Raw genomic sequence first — 14,083 nt, forward strand, 5'->3', positions numbered from 1 at the left:
GAGAGCGGGAGGACGATGACGACGGGATCGGTCAGCCCCCGGCGCGCGGACACCCGGCGCAACCACGAGCGCATCCTCGTCGTGGCCGCGGAGTCGCTGGCCCGCACGGGCGAGGTCTCGTTCAACGCGATCGCGAAGCAGGCCGAGGTCGGCGTCGGCACGGTGTACCGGCACTTCCCGACGCCGGAGGCGCTGATCCTGGCGGTGTACCAGCGCGAGGTGCGGCAGATCGTCGACATCGTGCCGGTGCTGCTGGAGAAGCACGCCGCGGACGAGGCGTTCCGGGTGTGGGTGACCGACCACCTGGCGCACTACATGATGACCAAGAAGGGCCTGGCCGACGCCCTGCGCCGCGCGACGGCCTCCCGTGGCGAGCTGCCGGCGAACGCGTACGAGGCGATGGTCGGCGCGGTCTCGACGTTGCTGAAGGCCAACGAGGCGGCCGGGACCGTGCGGCCGGACCTCGACCCGCTGGTCGTGCTGCGCGGCCTGGCCGGGCTGCTGCTGCTCGACCCGAACGGCGACTGGCGCGGCGACGCGGCGGCCCTCGCCGAGCTGCTCTGGCACGGGATGGCTCGCTAGGCGGTTTCGGTTTCGGGTTCGTCGAGCCGGACGGTCACGGTGACGCGGCCCTTCTCGTCGCGCCGGGCGACGGCGTGGCCGGTGCGCTCGGTGTCGTCGAGTTCGAGGGACAGCGGGCCGCCGTCGCCGGTGAAGTTGCGCCACCACTTCTTGGCGTCGGGCAGCCGGACGCCGATGGTGACGACGTCGCCCGCCCGCCGGTAGCCGACCGGCGTGCTGAACGTGCGGCCCGACCGCCGTCCGGTGTAGGTGACCTGCGTGAGGTGGCGGCGGACCAGCCGTCCCCAGCGCGGAGACCTCCGGAGCGAGCCGACGCACGTGTTGACGCGGTCGACGGTGTTCTTCGGGAGCGGGCCTCGGTACCCCACGGTGGCCTCCTTCGTCGGTGCCGCCACCCACCGTACCGGAAACCGGAGATGGGTGTTCCGGTTACCGCGGCGGGTCCGTTCAGCTGGAGGTGGGGAAGGTGAACGCCGCTGCGGAGTGGGGCCAGCGGGTGGTGACGACCTTCGCTCGGGTGTAGAAGCGGACGCCCGCCGGACCGTGGATGGGGCTGTCGCCGATGAGGGAGTCCTTCCAGCCGCCGAAGGAGTAGTACGACATCGGGACCGGGATCGGCACGTTGACGCCGATCATGCCGACCTTGACCTCGCGCTGGAACCTGCGCGCCGCCTCGCCGCTGCCGGTGAAGATCGCGGTGCCGTTGCCGTAGGGGTTGGCGTTGATGATCGCGATCGCCTCGGCCACGGTCTCCGCGCGCACGACCGCCAGCACCGGCCCGAAGATCTCCTCCTGGTAGGCCTGCATGTCCGTGGTGACGTTGTCCAAAAGGGACGGTCCGACGAAGAAACCTTCCTCGTGCCCCTCGACCGTCAGCCCGCGGCCGTCGACCACCACCGACGCGCCCTGCTCCGCGCCCCGCGCGACGGCGTTCACCACGCGCTCGCGGGCGGCCTCGGTGACCACCGGGCCCATGTCGCTGGCCGGGTCGGTGCCGGGACCGACCTTGACCTCGCGAGCCTTGCGCTCGAGGATCCCGACCAGCTCGTCGCCGGCCGCCCCGACGGCCACGCCGACCGAGATCGCCATGCACCGCTGCCCGGCCGAGCCGAAGGCCGCCGCGGTCAGGTGGTTCGCGGCGTACTCCAGGTCGGCGTCGGGCAGCACGACGGCGTGGTTCTTCGCCCCGCCGAGAGCCTGGACGCGCTTGCCGGCCGCGGTCCCGCGCTCGTGCACGTACTTGGCGATCGGGGTCGAGCCGACGAACGAGACCGCGGCGACGTCCGGGTGGTCCAGGATCGCGTCGACCGCCACCTTGTCGCCGTGGACGACGGTGAACACGCCTTCGGGCAGCCCCGCCTCGGCGTAGAGCCGGGCGACGAAGTTCGATACCGACGGGTCGCGCTCGCTCGGCTTGAGGACGAACGTGTTGCCGGTGGCGATCGCGACCGGGTGCATCCACAGCGGGACCATGATCGGGAAGTTGAACGGCGTGATCCCGGCGACGACCCCGAGCGGCTGCCGGAAGTCGTGCACGTCGACGTCGCGGGAGACCTGGTCGGAGAAGCTGCCCTTGAGCGCGTCGGCGATGCCGCACGCGTACTCGACCACCTCGCGGCCGCGCACGATCTCGCCGCGGGCGTCGTCGACGACCTTGCCGTGTTCGCTCGAGATGATGCGGGCGAGCTCGTCCTCGTGCTTCACCAGCAGCTCGCGGAAGGCGAACATCACCTTGGTCCGCTGGGACAGCGAGGAGTCGCCCCAGGTCTCGAAGGCCTTGCTCGCCGACGCGACCGCGGTGTCCACATCGGACGCTTCGGCGAGCAGCACCTCCGCCTGCCGCTTCCCGGTGGCCGGGTCGTAGACCGGCGCGGTGCGGGTCGAGCCCGCGGACGTGGTGGTGCCGTTGATCCAGTGCTCGATGGTGTGCACGGTGCTCCCGAGGTCGGTGCGCTGATTCCGGTTGTTCACAACAGCCCCACCGCGGTGTCGACTGCCTTGGCGACGTCGCCGTCGTGCGGGTAGAGCAGCGAGCGTCCGACGACCAGGCCTTGCACGGTCGGCTGGGTGAGCGCGCGTTGCCACGCCGCGAAGGCCGCGTCCGGGTCGGTGACTTCGCCGCCGAGCAGGACGGCCGGCAGGGTCGACGACGCGAGCACGCGCTCCATGTCGTCCACCACGGGGAGCTTGAGCCACGTGTAGGCCGACGAGCGGCCGAGCCCGGCGGCGACGGTGATCGACTTGATGACGGCGTCGGGCGAGAGGTCGTTCTTGAGCCGCCCGTCGGCCCGGACCGACAGGAACGGCTCGACCATCGCGATCAGCTTGCGGCCGGCCAGTTCGGTGATCGCGTTCGCGGTGTTTTCCAGGACGCTCGGCGTGGCCGGGTCGTCGAGGCAGATCCGGGTGAGGGTCTTGCCGCCGTCGAACCGCATCCGCTCGATCGCTTCGGCGTCGTAGCAGGCGAAGCGATCGTCGATCTCGAAGCTCGACCCGGCCAGCCCGGTGCGGTTCATCGACCCGAGCACGGTCTTGCCGTCCAGCACGCCGAGAAGCAGCAGGTCGTCGAGGACGTCCGCGGTCCCCAGCACGCCGGTGACGCCCGGCCGTTCGAGCGCGAGACACAGCCGTTCGAGTAGCTCGCCGCGGTTCGCCATCGCGGTGGGGTCGCCGCCGACGCCGAGGGCGCCGCGAGCCGGGTGGTCCGCGGCGATGATCATCGCGCGGCCCTTGTCGTTGAAGGGCGACTTGGCCCGCACGCGGCTCGCGGCCGCCTCGGCGACCGCGCCCGGGTCGTGCACCCGCTTGGCGACGATGCGCCGCACCATTTCCGTCACCCGGCCGACGATGCCAGCGCCCCGGAGACTTTGTCAAGACATATGGACATGCGGTCAACCGGCCGGGTGACGGTAGGCTTCCGGCGATGAGCACCCCGCCGCCGTCGTCCCGCGTGGACGTCACGCACCCGGCCTGGGATCCCGGCCGGGAGATCGTGCTGGACCCCGGTAGTCCCGAGCCGCTGTACTTCCAGGTCTCCCGCCAGCTGCACGCCGCGATCGAGGACGGCCGCCTGCCCGCGGGCGCGCGGCTGGGCAACGAGGTGGACCTGGCCGCGAGCTTGCGGCTGTCGCGCCCGACCCTCCGCCAGGCGATCCAGACGCTGGTCAACCAGGGGCTGCTGGTGCGGCGGCGCGGCGTCGGCACCCAGGTCGTCCGGACCAAGGTGGCGCGGCCGCTGCGCCTGAGCAGCCTCTTCGACGACCTCGCCGGGCTCGGCGGCAAGCCGGAGTCGGTGGTGCTGGCCAACAGCGTGGAGGACGCCGGCGCCGAGGTGGCCGAGCTGCTGGAGGCGCCGGGCCTGACGCGGGTGCGGCGGCTGACCCGCATCCGGTCGACCGACGGCGAGCCGCTCGCGCTGATGAACAACTACCTGCCCGACGGAATCATCGACCCGACGGACGAGGAACTGCGCGACAAGGGCCTCTACCAGCTCCTGCGTTCGGCGGGGATCCGCCTGCACGCGGCGGAGCAGCACATCGGCGCCCGGCTGGCGACCGAAGAGGACGCGGAGCCGCTGGACGAGCAGCCGGGTGCGGCCCTGCTGACCATGCAGCGCACGACGTACGACGACTCCGGCCGCGTGGTCGAGTACGGCTGGCACGTCTACCGCGCGTCCCGCTACGCGTTCAACCTCTCGCTCACCAACGGCCCCCAGTAGGCGCGGACCGGTCACGTAAGGTGCGTTCGAGGAGGGGGTGGCGGTGACGGGATCGGGCAAGCTCCGGCTGCGCTCGGCCGTGCTCGAGGCAGCGTGGCACCGGATCCCCGGCGTCGAGGTCCTGTCGGCCGGCGACGGCGGCCCGCTGACCCGCACCGTCAAGAAGATCATCGACCCGCTCGTCGTCCGCACCGCGGCCCGGCCGAAGCTGGGCCGGCCGCTGCTGGAACCCGCCGCGGCGAACGAGCTCACCGAGCTGCTGCTCGCCGACGCGCCGCGGCTGCGGGCGACCGCCGCGTGGTTCGGGCACCTCAAGCGGCAGCGCCGGGCCCTGCGCATCACCGCGGGCAACGTCCAGGACGTCTGCTTCCCCTTGGCGTACGAGCTGGCGACCGGGTGCGGCATGCCGGGCCCGGACGCGCCGGAGACCGCCGCGTCCGCGTTGCGCGAGCTGCACGGCGAAGGCGGCGAAGCCGGCGTCGCGCAGCTGACCGCGTACCTCGCCGATCCCCGGGCGGCCGCGGACCTGACCGCCGGGCTGCACCGCCGCTGGCACACCGACGCCGGCCTCGAGCCGGATGACGCCGTGGCGCTGCTCGGCGCATTCGCCGAAACCCTCACCGATACCGCGTGGCTGGCCGGATCCGCCGCGGGGCACGCCCTCGGCCTGGCGCTGCGCCGGCCCGGGGGAGCCGGCGCGCTCGCCCGCGCCGCCGAAGCCGTTTCCGGTGCACCGGCCCCGGATCTCGGTCTGCAGCGCGGGGACCGCACCGCCGTCCCGCCGCTGCGCCGGCAGGACGAAGCCGGTCCTGAGCTCCTCGAACGCAGCGTGGAACGGCGAGTGCGCGCCACCCTGCGGCGGCTCCCCGCCGGCGAACGGGGTCCCGTCGCCGACCTCGTCGACGACGAAGTCCGCCGGGTCGCGGCCGGATTCGGGCTCGGGTTGCCCGCCCTGGCCACGTGTTTCGCGCTCGGCGTCGTCCTCGCTCCCGCCCTCCGGCCGCTCGACGGCGTCGCGCCCGGGTCCGCTCCCGGATTCGCGCGGCAGCTCAACGCCCAGGTCGCGCGCGAGGGGTACGTGCTCCACGCCCGCCGGGCGCTGGCCGGCACCACACCGCTCACCCCGCGTCCCGACGCCGAGCTGGTGCGCGAATTGCGGGAGTTCGGCAAGCAGTTCCTCGGCCGGCTGTGGATCCGCCTGCACGGCTTCGACGTGCGCGGCGACCTCCCGGCCGACGCCGCGGACGTGCGTGCTCTCGTCACCGGCGTCGTGCGATCGACCTCGCTGGACCTGCGGACGAAGGTGCGCCGTGCGCTCGTGGCCCGCCTGCCGGAGCTGGAGGCCGTCTCGTGACGCACCCGGTGCACACCCCCGTCGTCGCGGCGGACGGCGGCCTCGTCCGCTTCGCCCTCGCCGGCCTGCTCGCCGGCGCGCCCGGCTCGATGCGCGTCGAACTCACCGACGCCGGGGCCGCGGAACCGTGGCTGACCCGGCTCGTCGGCGCGGAGCACGCCCTCGAGGCCCTCGCGTCCGGCCACGTCGACGTCCCCGCCCGGCCCGAACTGGCCACCCTCGCGCTGCTGCTGTGGGCCCGCCGGTGGTGGCCCGCGAGCACGGCGCTCGGGATTCCGTCCTTGGACCCGGCGCTGCTCGACCTGGAAGCCGCCGTCGCCACCGCGGCGGTCGAGGACCTCGCCGAAGGGATGCTCGACGGCTTCGAAGCCACGCCCGGGGAACTGTTCGACGCCGCCGTCGACGGGCTCGCGACGACGTCCGTCGCCGACGAAGTCCGCAGTTTGAGCCGGCGGCTGTCGTCCTGGTTCGACGACCAGGACGACGTCGTGCGCGCCGAAGCCGCGGACCGGCTGGCGGTCGCCGTGCTGCCGGGGCAGCGCGAGTACGCCCTGGCGGCGGGAACCGGATCCGGCGGGTCCGAAGGAGGCGTCCTGACGGAGGGCCGGGCCAGTGTCGACTGGGCGCGGGTGCCACCGGGCGTCCTCGACGCCGCGGAGGACACCGTGACCTGGCGGGTCGTCGCGGCGCCCACAGCCACCCGCCTCGAGGTCGAGGTCGCCGGGGCGTTCGCCGACGCGGCGCTGTCCGCGTTCGCGACCCGCGACGGCGAGGTGGTCGCGGAAGTCCCGCTGCACCTGGGTGTCGGACGGTTCGCCGGTGCCGTCGACCTGGACCGCGTACCGTCTGTCCACTTCGGACTGGTCGTCGGCGTGACGGCCGAGGACATCGACGGGACGACGGAGGCCGACCGGGCTGAAGTGGTGTCGCTCGTGCGGACGCGCGAGGCACTGCCACCGGAGGCCCGGACGCTGGCCGAGCGCGCGGCCACCGAGGGGGAGTTCTGACATGGTCGTGGGTCTGCCGCCGCCGCTCACCCCGCCGGACCGGCCGGTGCCGGCCGAGCTGGCCGGGGCGAGTTCGCACGGCTACAACTGCCGGTGCGTCGCCACGCACTTCGGCTTGGACCCGGCTCCTTACGGCGCACTGCCCGCTTGTTCCCTGACCGAGGCCGAGTACCAGCGGCTGCTCGGCGAAGCCGTCGAAGTCCAGCAGGAGGCCAAGCGGCTCGCCGCGGCCCGGGACATCGCCGGCGCGCAGCGTAAGTACGGCCGGATGCGGCAGATCGCGCGGCAGCTGGACCGGAGCGACCTCGAACTCGCCGCCGTCAGCGACCTGGCCACCGTCTGCTACTCCGCGGGCGACCTGCGCAATGCCCGGCAGTGCGCCGAAGCCGTCCTCGATGCCTTCCGGCTGAGTGCGGCCTCTGCCGTCCACTTCGGACAGTACGCCGAGGTGCGGATGATCGAAGGCTCCTGTGAGGTGGCGGATCGCGTGCGCATCTCCCTGTCCACTGAGGAGGGTGACGTCGCGCGGGCCCGGGAGCTGATCGCGGGACAGCGGCACCGGGCGGCCCTGCGGAAGGCGGCCGGACCCGACCAGTACCCGCCCGAGCTGCTCGACCTGCACGGCACCGACGAGCTGGAGCTGCGGATCCTCGAGGCACGCGTCCAAGTCGCCGCCGGCGATCCCGCCGGGGCGCTGACCGCACTCGAGGACATCCTGGCGGCGCTCGACACCGGGACCGGCGACCAGGTGGTGTCCCTGCGCGCGATGGCCCAGGCCGAACGCGCCCGCCTTCGCCGGGCCGGCGGGCAAGACGCCGACGCGCGCGCCGATCTGGTCCGGCTCACCGCGGACCACGCCGCGAAGTTCGCCGTCGACCTGGCCGCGGACCGTGCCTCGGGCGGGGACTTCCCGGGTGCGGTCGAGGCGATCGTCGCCGCGCGTGACGAGCTCGCGGCGGCGGGCGCGACCGGCGACGTGGCGGAAGCGAGCCACGCGCTGGGAACGCTGCTGCTGCTCGCCGGCGACGTCCGGCAGGCGCGGGACCAGTTCGAGCACGCGGGCAAGCTCTGGGCGGCCCACGAAGACCTGCCCGGCCTGCGCCGGCTCGACGTGGCGCTGGCCCGGTGCGCGGCGGCGGAAGGCGACTGGGAGACGGCCGGGGAGCACGCGACGCGCGCGCGGGGTTCGGCGCGCGCGTCCGGCGAGTGGCTGGAGTGCCTGCACACGGACTTCGTCGCGGCCACGATCGGCTACGCGCGCGGCGACGACCTGCGCGCGGTGCTCGACCTGCTGCTCCCGCTGGCGTTGGCGGCGGCGGACTACCGGTACGAGTTCGCGTCGCCGCGGGCCCGCACGGCGTGGGCACGTGACGTCGCGGGGCCGGCGACCGAACTGCTGATGGTGCTGCTGACCCGGCTGCGGGAGCCGAGGCTGGCGGCGGAGCTGGTCGAACGCACCTGTGCCGTCGGCGCCTACACGGAGGCCGGTGCGGCGCCCGTCGAGCTGACCGGGACGGTTCCCCCGCTCGAGGCGGCGCCCGGCGGCGACCGGCTTCCGCTCGCCGCGCTGGGCAGCGTCACGTCGTCGCTGCCGCTGCGCCTGGCCCCGCCGCCCGCCCTGCGGTGGTCCCCGGACTCGCCGATGGAGCTCGACCGCTGGCTCGACGTCGCCGCCGAGCGGTATTCCTCGCCCCGGTCCGGAACGCCGGCGGTGTGCACGTGGCCGGCCGCCGGGCGCGAGACGTTCCTCCTGCGCTACGCCGACGCCGGGCACACCTACCTCACCTGGCGGACCACCGGCGACCTCGACGACGTCCACACCCACCCGGTCGACGCCGCGCTCGTCGCGACGGCGCGTGAGTACCTGGACGCCGCGTCGCCGACCCCGCACGACGGCGAAAGCGTCTCCGACGCCGTCGGGCGGGCCATGGCCGCTTTCGGCAGCTTCGCCGGTGAACAACGGCTGGCCCGGGTTCTCGGCCTGAACCTGCTGCCGGCGGATCTCGTCGCACGCCTGCGGGAGGCGGCCGCCGGAGGACGGCGTCCGCTGCTGCGCGTCCAGCCGTCGCCGAGCCTCGCCGCGGTGCCGTGGGGCCTGCTCGCGCTGCCCGACCGGCGGCCGGACCGCGTGCTCGAACCCGGCGAGGAAGGCCGGTGCTTCGACGGCGACGAGCGCGTCCTCGACGTCGCCGACGTCTCGCTGCTGGCTCCCGCCGGGATCCCGCGCCGGCCCCCGGCGCCGCCCGGGCCGCCCGTGTACCTGCTCGACCCGCGGATCCCCGGCCAGAGCGCGTTCGGCGAGCTGGGCTCGGTGCTCGGCAAGCAGGATCCCGCGTCGCCGCTGATCCGCCACCTGGACGCGCGGCTCGCCGACGGCCCGGTCCGGCCCGCCGCCGCGCGGGGTCTCGACCTGGTCCGCCGGACCGACACCGACCGGCGGCTGCTCGCGCGGCTGCTGGCCGAGCCGTGTTCACGGCTGGTGTTCGTCGGGCACGTCAGCCGGGTCCGCGACGACCACGGCGCGCAGACGGCGCTGCACCTGTCCTGCGCGGCCGGACTGCCCGGTACGGCCGCACCGATCGGCGCGCACCGGCCCTTCACCGCCGCGGATCTCGCACTGTCCGAAGTGGACGCGATGCCGGCGCGGGTGGCGCTGATCGGCTGCGCCAGCGCGAGCGACTTCGGCCTGGCCGAGCCGTTCGGCGTGCTGCTGGCGGCCGTCGCGGCCGGGGCCCGGCTGGTGGCCGCGACGGTGTGGGCGCTGCCGACGTCGGCGGCGGTGCCCGGCGCGGACCCGATGGCCGAGCTGGTGATCGCCGCCGACACGGCGCTGGCCGGTGACGACCCGGTCGCCGAGCTGTGCGCGTGGCAGCGAAGCCGGCTCGCGGACTGGCGCGAACGGGCCGAGCCCGCGCGCTCACCGGTCTTCTGGGCGGCGCTGACCTGCCTCGATGCCTCCGACGACGGGCAAACCTGGGTTCGGTAGCGGCCGGCCCGCCCGAAGCTGTGTGCACACCACACAGCGAAAGGCGGGACCGATGTTCAAGAAGATCCGCGACAAGATCGACGAAGCCACCCAGCAGGGCATGGCCCGCGGCGCACAGGACTTCCGGCAGCACGCCGAGCAGTTCCGGCAGGCCGCGGCGGCGCAGGGGCACGACATCACCCCGCAGCTGCCGACGCCGCAGCTGGCCGCGCAAGCGTTGCGGGGCCTGACCGCCGACCCGGACATGGCGGCGTTCATGGCGCTCCCGCCGGAGGAGCAGCTGCGCCAGCAGCAGGAGCTGCAGGCCTACGGCACCGAACTGCGGCGGCTGTACGACACGTGCGAGCCGGCCACGCTGGTGATCCGCGCCCTGGAGCCGACCGGCCGGACGGTCGCGGGGCAGGCGCAGTACACCGCGACGCTCGAGGTCACCCGCGCCGGCGGCACCCCCTACCGGACGGTGACCCGGCTGATCGCGCCGCAGGCGACGATCCAGCAGTACGCGCCCGGTACCCGGCACGAGGCCCGCGTCGACCCGGCCGACCCGGCGAAGGTCGCCGTGTTCGGCCCGATCGACTAGGCGGCCGCGGTGTTCGCGTTCGCGGATTCCCCCCGGCCGAACCGCCGGTTGTGGCTGCTCGGGATCCCGACGACGCTCGCCTGGGCGGCGGCGGGCTGGTCGGGGACGCTCGGGCTGCTGGACGGCTTCCGGCTGATGTCGCTGAACCGCGTCGACGCGTGGGGGGCCGACGCGGGCCCGACGGTATCGCTGGTGCTGTTCTTCAGCGTGGCGATCACGGTGGCGTCGTCCCTGGGGTTCGCCATGCTGTGGGGCGCGGGGATGTCGCTGAGCCGGCTCGGCCTCGGCTTCCGGGCGAGCTCGCTGACGGCGTCACTGGGCGTGGCGCTGGGCAGCGGCGTCGCGATCCCGTCGTGGACCCCGCCGGAGTCGGTGGGGCAGCGGCTGCCGTTCCTCGACGGCCGCGCGGAGCCCTGGTCCGAGGTGGACTGGGTCGTGTACTACGAGCCGTACCTGGTGCCGGCGGTGTCGGCACTGGTGGCGCTGGTGACGATCGTGGTGCTGCTGCGGACGTTCCTGCGCGAGGCGGAGGCGGAGGACCGGGTGGAAGGGCTGCGCCACAGCGGCCGGCGGGTGACCGGCCGGGTGGTGCAGGTCGAGTTCACGAACGTCTGGGTGATGGGCAACCCGCGGTTCGTCGTCCACGTCCGGTACCCGACGGAGACGGGGGAGCGCACGGTGGTGGCGACGATGGTGACCCCGCTGTTCCAAGCGCCGTCGAGCGGCTCGGCGGTGAGCGTGCGGTACGACCCGCAAGACCCGGAGAACGTGCTGGTGGAACCGGAGGGGTCGGCGTTCCCGGGATCGTTCTTCGGCTAGCCGCCGAGCCCTGTCGTTGCGAGGCCGACGAGCTATGGCGAGCGTTGCAGCGCTCGCGGAGCGACGGCGCTGATGATCAGGACCACCAAGGAGAAGATACCGAAGAGCGATAGTCCGATCGACCAGAGCCTGAAGCTGCCGAATCTCGTCCACGATGTCAGCCAACCCGCGTCGGCGTTGGTCGCGTTTCGGTGTGACTGCCAGGTGCGGCCATGGGCGAGACCGCGGCCATACCGCTCGATTTCGTACTTTTCCAGCCAGTGCGCGTCGGTGATCTCTCCTTGCCGATGCCGGGCGAAGAGATGCAGGGTCAGGCCGGTGATCGTAAGCGACAGCACACACGCGACGGTCCGTGCGAGGACGTGGGTATCCGGAGCCAGCGCGACGGCGAATTGATTGTGGCGTCAGGCGCTACCAAGAGGGGTGGTGTTACGGGCGTGCGCGCGGCGACGAATCGGAGCGGACGCCGCATGGGGAGGGGACTGTGTGCACGGGCCGGTGGCTTACGACGGGCGCCGCCGACCCCTAAGGGGCTCGTCGGACCGCGTCGGACGCCGGTAGACATATCGGACAACCCGGTCCCGAGTCCCGAACGAGGAGATCACGATGGTTACACGCCGGCCGGTCGTCCGCGGCCTGCTCCTGGCCCTGGTCGTGCTTCTCCTCGCGCCGGTCCCCGGTGTCCGGGCGGCGACCGGCCCGACCTATGCGGCCGCCGGCCTGCACCGGCCGGTCGAACTGCTCGTCGACAAGTGGGGCGTGCCGCACATCTACGCGGCCGACACCAGCGACCTCTTCTTCGCGCAGGGCTTCAACATCGCCCGCGACCGGCTGTTCCAGGTCGACACCTGGCGCCGCCGCGGGCTCGGCACGCTCAGCGACGTGCTCGGTCCGTCCTATGTGGAGCAAGACCGGGCCGCCCGGCTCTTCCTCTACCGCGGCGACATGGACGCGGAGTGGGCGTCCTACGGACCGGAGGGCAGGCTCGCCGCCACCCGGTTCGCCGAGGGCATCAACTCCTACGTCGACTGGCTGGGCCGCAACCCCGCCGCGCTCCCGCCGGAGTTCGCCAAGCTCGGCTACCAGCCCGCCCGCTGGCGCCCGCAGGACGTGGTGCGGATCCGCACGCACGCCATCGGCGAGAACCTGATGTGGGAGGCCGCCCGCGCGAAACTCGTCTGCCTGGCCGGCCCCGGCGCGAGCCGCTACCTGCGCTCCCTGCACCCGGACCACGAGGCGGCGGTGCCCGCGGGGCTCGACCCGTGCTCGGTGCCGGACGACGTGCTCAAGGTGTACGACCTCGCGACCGCCGCGGTGAACTTCACCGGCAGCGGTTTCCGGACCGAGACCAAGGACATCGCCGACGCGACCGCCGGCAGCAACGCCTGGGCGATCGGGCCGGGCCGGGCCGCGTCGGGCCGCCCGATCCTGGCCAACGACCCGCACCGCGGCGCGGACGCCCTGCCCTCGGGCCGGTACGTCGCGCAGCTGTCGGCTCCCGGGCTGAACCTCGCCGGCGCGGGTGAGCCGTGGAACCCGGGGATCGCCATCGGGCACAACGAGAACATCGCGTTCGGCCTGACCAACCTGCCCATCGACCAGACCGACCTCTACGTCTACGAGCTCGACCCGAACGACCACACCCGCTACCGCTACGGCGCCGGCTGGGAGCGGATGACCACGGTCACCGAGTCCATCCCGGTGCGCGGCGGCACGCCCGTCACGAGGGAGCTGTCCTTCACCCGGCACGGCCCGGTCGTCAAGGTCGACGAGGCGGCGCACCGCGCGTTCGCGGTCCGCACGGCGTGGACGCAACCGGGCGCTTCGGCGTACCTGGGCAGCCTGAACTACCAGCGGGCCACGAACTTCGGCGAGTTCACCGCGGGCATGCGAAAGTGGGGCACACCGGGCTCGAACCTGGCCTACGCCGACGTGCGCGGCAACATCGGTTACGTCCCGGCGGGGCTGACGCCGCGGCGCACGGGCGCCGGTTACGACGGCCTGCTGCCCGTCCCCGGTGACGGGCGCTACGACTGGAACGGCTTCCACGCGAACAGCGAACTGCCGGGCCAGTACAACCCGGCGTCGGGGTACTTCGCCTCCGCCAACGACTTCAACATCCCGCCGGGGCACCCGGTGGTGTCCAACTACGAATGGCAGCTGCCCTACCGCAAGCAGCGCATCGACGAGCTGATCGAGTCCCGGCCGAACGCGACCGTCGCCGACTCCCTGGCGTTGCAGAAGGACGAGAAGTCGCTGGTGGCCACCCAGCTCCTCGAGTTCGTGCGAGGACTGTCCTCATCGGACCCGGACACCGCGAAGGCGCTGGAATTGCTTCGCGGCTACGACGGCGTCGCGTCGGTGGAGTCGCCGGGAGCCGCGCTCTTCGAGACGTGGATCATGAAGTACCTGCACTACGTGTGGGCGCACGCGGTACTGCCGCAGGCGGCCGCGGACGCGCTGGTGCGCACGATCAACCCCGACTTCAGCCTGATCATCGCCTCCTTCACGGACCCGTCGGGCTGGCTCGGCCCGGACGGCGCGGCGGTGCGCGACAAGCTGATCCTGGACTCGCTCCCGGTGGCGTTCCGCGACGTCGCGAGCCAGCTCGGCAGCGACACGTCGACGTGGCACTGGGGATCGCTGCACCACCAGGAGTTCAAGCACCCCCTGGGCGGCCCGAACGTGGGCCCGACCCCGGTCGGCGGCTCCTACCACACGATCCACCCGTCGTTCTTCCACCCGCTGACGTACGCCCAGATCATCGGGGCGACGTTCAAGATGGCGCTGGACGTGGGCAACTGGAACGGCTCGGCGGCGATCAACGCGCCCGGGCAGTCCGGGGATCCGCGCAGCCCGCACTACAGCGATCTGAACGGGCTCTGGGCTTCGGGCGGGTCGTTCCCGCTGCTCTACAGCCGGAGTGAGGTGGAGCGGAATCTCGACGTGCGGATCCGGCTGGAGCCGGCCGGGCGTTGAGATCCGGCAGCGCCGGTCACCCGCCGAGGCTCGCGGCGCACGGTACGGCGTCGACTTC

The 14,083-nt window shown here is 73.3% G+C and carries 12 protein-coding genes; 8 read left to right on the top strand and 4 right to left on the bottom strand.

The genetic code is table 11. The features are described from left to right. Positions 1–15: 15 nt before the first annotated feature. On the top strand, positions 16–582 hold the full coding sequence (locus tag AB0M83_RS02110) for a TetR/AcrR family transcriptional regulator (protein ID WP_364511089.1): 567 nt from the start codon (positions 16–18) through the stop codon (positions 580–582). On the opposite strand, the gene AB0M83_RS02115 is transcribed toward AB0M83_RS02110, so the two are convergent. The 3 genes from AB0M83_RS02115 to AB0M83_RS02125 form a co-directional block, all read right to left on the bottom strand. Continuing rightward, positions 579–950 (bottom strand): hypothetical protein, encoded by a 372-nt coding sequence (locus tag AB0M83_RS02115; RefSeq protein ID WP_364511092.1) that lies wholly within the window; start codon positions 948–950, stop codon positions 579–581. The genes AB0M83_RS02110 and AB0M83_RS02115 overlap by 4 nt on opposite strands. Positions 951–1,029: 79 nt before the next feature. Continuing rightward, on the bottom strand, positions 1,030–2,514 hold the full coding sequence (locus AB0M83_RS02120; RefSeq protein ID WP_364511708.1) for a CoA-acylating methylmalonate-semialdehyde dehydrogenase: 1,485 nt from the start codon (positions 2,512–2,514) through the stop codon (positions 1,030–1,032). Between the two features lie 35 nt (positions 2,515–2,549). Further along, positions 2,550–3,419 carry an aldolase gene (locus tag AB0M83_RS02125; RefSeq protein ID WP_364511095.1) on the bottom strand — a complete coding sequence of 290 codons (870 nt, stop codon included), beginning with the start codon at positions 3,417–3,419 and terminating at the stop codon, positions 2,550–2,552. Between the two features lie 86 nt (positions 3,420–3,505). Between AB0M83_RS02125 and AB0M83_RS02130 the strand changes: the two genes are divergently transcribed. Genes AB0M83_RS02130 through AB0M83_RS02155 form a run of 6 tightly spaced genes read left to right on the top strand, consistent with a single transcriptional unit; the run spans position 3,506 to position 11,046 of the window. Beyond that, complete coding sequence (locus AB0M83_RS02130) at positions 3,506–4,300, top strand: GntR family transcriptional regulator (protein ID WP_364511097.1); 795 nt, start codon at positions 3,506–3,508, stop codon at positions 4,298–4,300. A gap of 43 nt (positions 4,301–4,343) precedes the next feature. Then, the gene (locus AB0M83_RS02135) at positions 4,344–5,654 is read left to right on the top strand and encodes a hypothetical protein (RefSeq protein ID WP_364511100.1); all 1,311 of its coding nucleotides are present in this window, start codon (positions 4,344–4,346) and stop codon (positions 5,652–5,654) included. Continuing rightward, positions 5,651–6,661, top strand: coding sequence for a hypothetical protein (locus tag AB0M83_RS02140; protein ID WP_364511103.1), 1,011 nt, complete (start codon positions 5,651–5,653; stop codon positions 6,659–6,661). The genes AB0M83_RS02135 and AB0M83_RS02140 overlap by 4 nt, the downstream gene beginning before the upstream one ends. Position 6,662: 1 nt before the next feature. Then, entirely contained in the window at positions 6,663–9,647 is a 2,985-nt protein-coding gene (locus AB0M83_RS02145) for a hypothetical protein (protein WP_364511106.1), read from the top strand. A gap of 52 nt (positions 9,648–9,699) precedes the next feature. Continuing rightward, positions 9,700–10,227 carry a hypothetical protein gene (locus AB0M83_RS02150; protein ID WP_364511109.1) on the top strand — a complete coding sequence of 176 codons (528 nt, stop codon included), beginning with the start codon at positions 9,700–9,702 and terminating at the stop codon, positions 10,225–10,227. A gap of 9 nt (positions 10,228–10,236) precedes the next feature. After that, a complete protein-coding gene (locus AB0M83_RS02155; protein WP_364511111.1) occupies positions 10,237–11,046 on the top strand; it encodes a DUF3592 domain-containing protein in 810 nt (269 codons plus the stop codon). 32 nt (positions 11,047–11,078) lie between these two features. Here AB0M83_RS02155 and AB0M83_RS02160 read toward each other — a convergent pair whose 3' ends face one another. Further along, entirely contained in the window at positions 11,079–11,384 is a 306-nt protein-coding gene (locus AB0M83_RS02160) for a hypothetical protein (RefSeq protein ID WP_364511114.1), read from the bottom strand. A 268-nt stretch (positions 11,385–11,652) separates the two neighbouring features. On the opposite strand from AB0M83_RS02160, the gene AB0M83_RS02165 reads away from it, so the two are divergent. Then, on the top strand, positions 11,653–14,025 hold the full coding sequence (locus AB0M83_RS02165) for a penicillin acylase family protein (protein WP_364511116.1): 2,373 nt from the start codon (positions 11,653–11,655) through the stop codon (positions 14,023–14,025). Positions 14,026–14,083 lie beyond the last annotated feature (58 nt).

Source organism: Amycolatopsis sp. NPDC051106 (assembly GCF_040682775.1).
Classification (GTDB): domain Bacteria; phylum Actinomycetota; class Actinomycetes; order Mycobacteriales; family Pseudonocardiaceae; genus Amycolatopsis.

Coding starts and splice junctions, on each gene's coding strand:
- AB0M83_RS02110 (WP_364511089.1), top strand. CDS start 16: ATGACGACGGGATCGGTCAGCCCCCGGCGCGCGGACACCCGGCGCAAC.
- AB0M83_RS02130 (WP_364511097.1), top strand. CDS start 3,506: ATGAGCACCCCGCCGCCGTCGTCCCGCGTGGACGTCACGCACCCGGCC.
- AB0M83_RS02145 (WP_364511106.1), top strand. CDS start 6,663: ATGGTCGTGGGTCTGCCGCCGCCGCTCACCCCGCCGGACCGGCCGGTG.
- AB0M83_RS02150 (WP_364511109.1), top strand. CDS start 9,700: ATGTTCAAGAAGATCCGCGACAAGATCGACGAAGCCACCCAGCAGGGC.
- AB0M83_RS02165 (WP_364511116.1), top strand. CDS start 11,653: ATGGTTACACGCCGGCCGGTCGTCCGCGGCCTGCTCCTGGCCCTGGTC.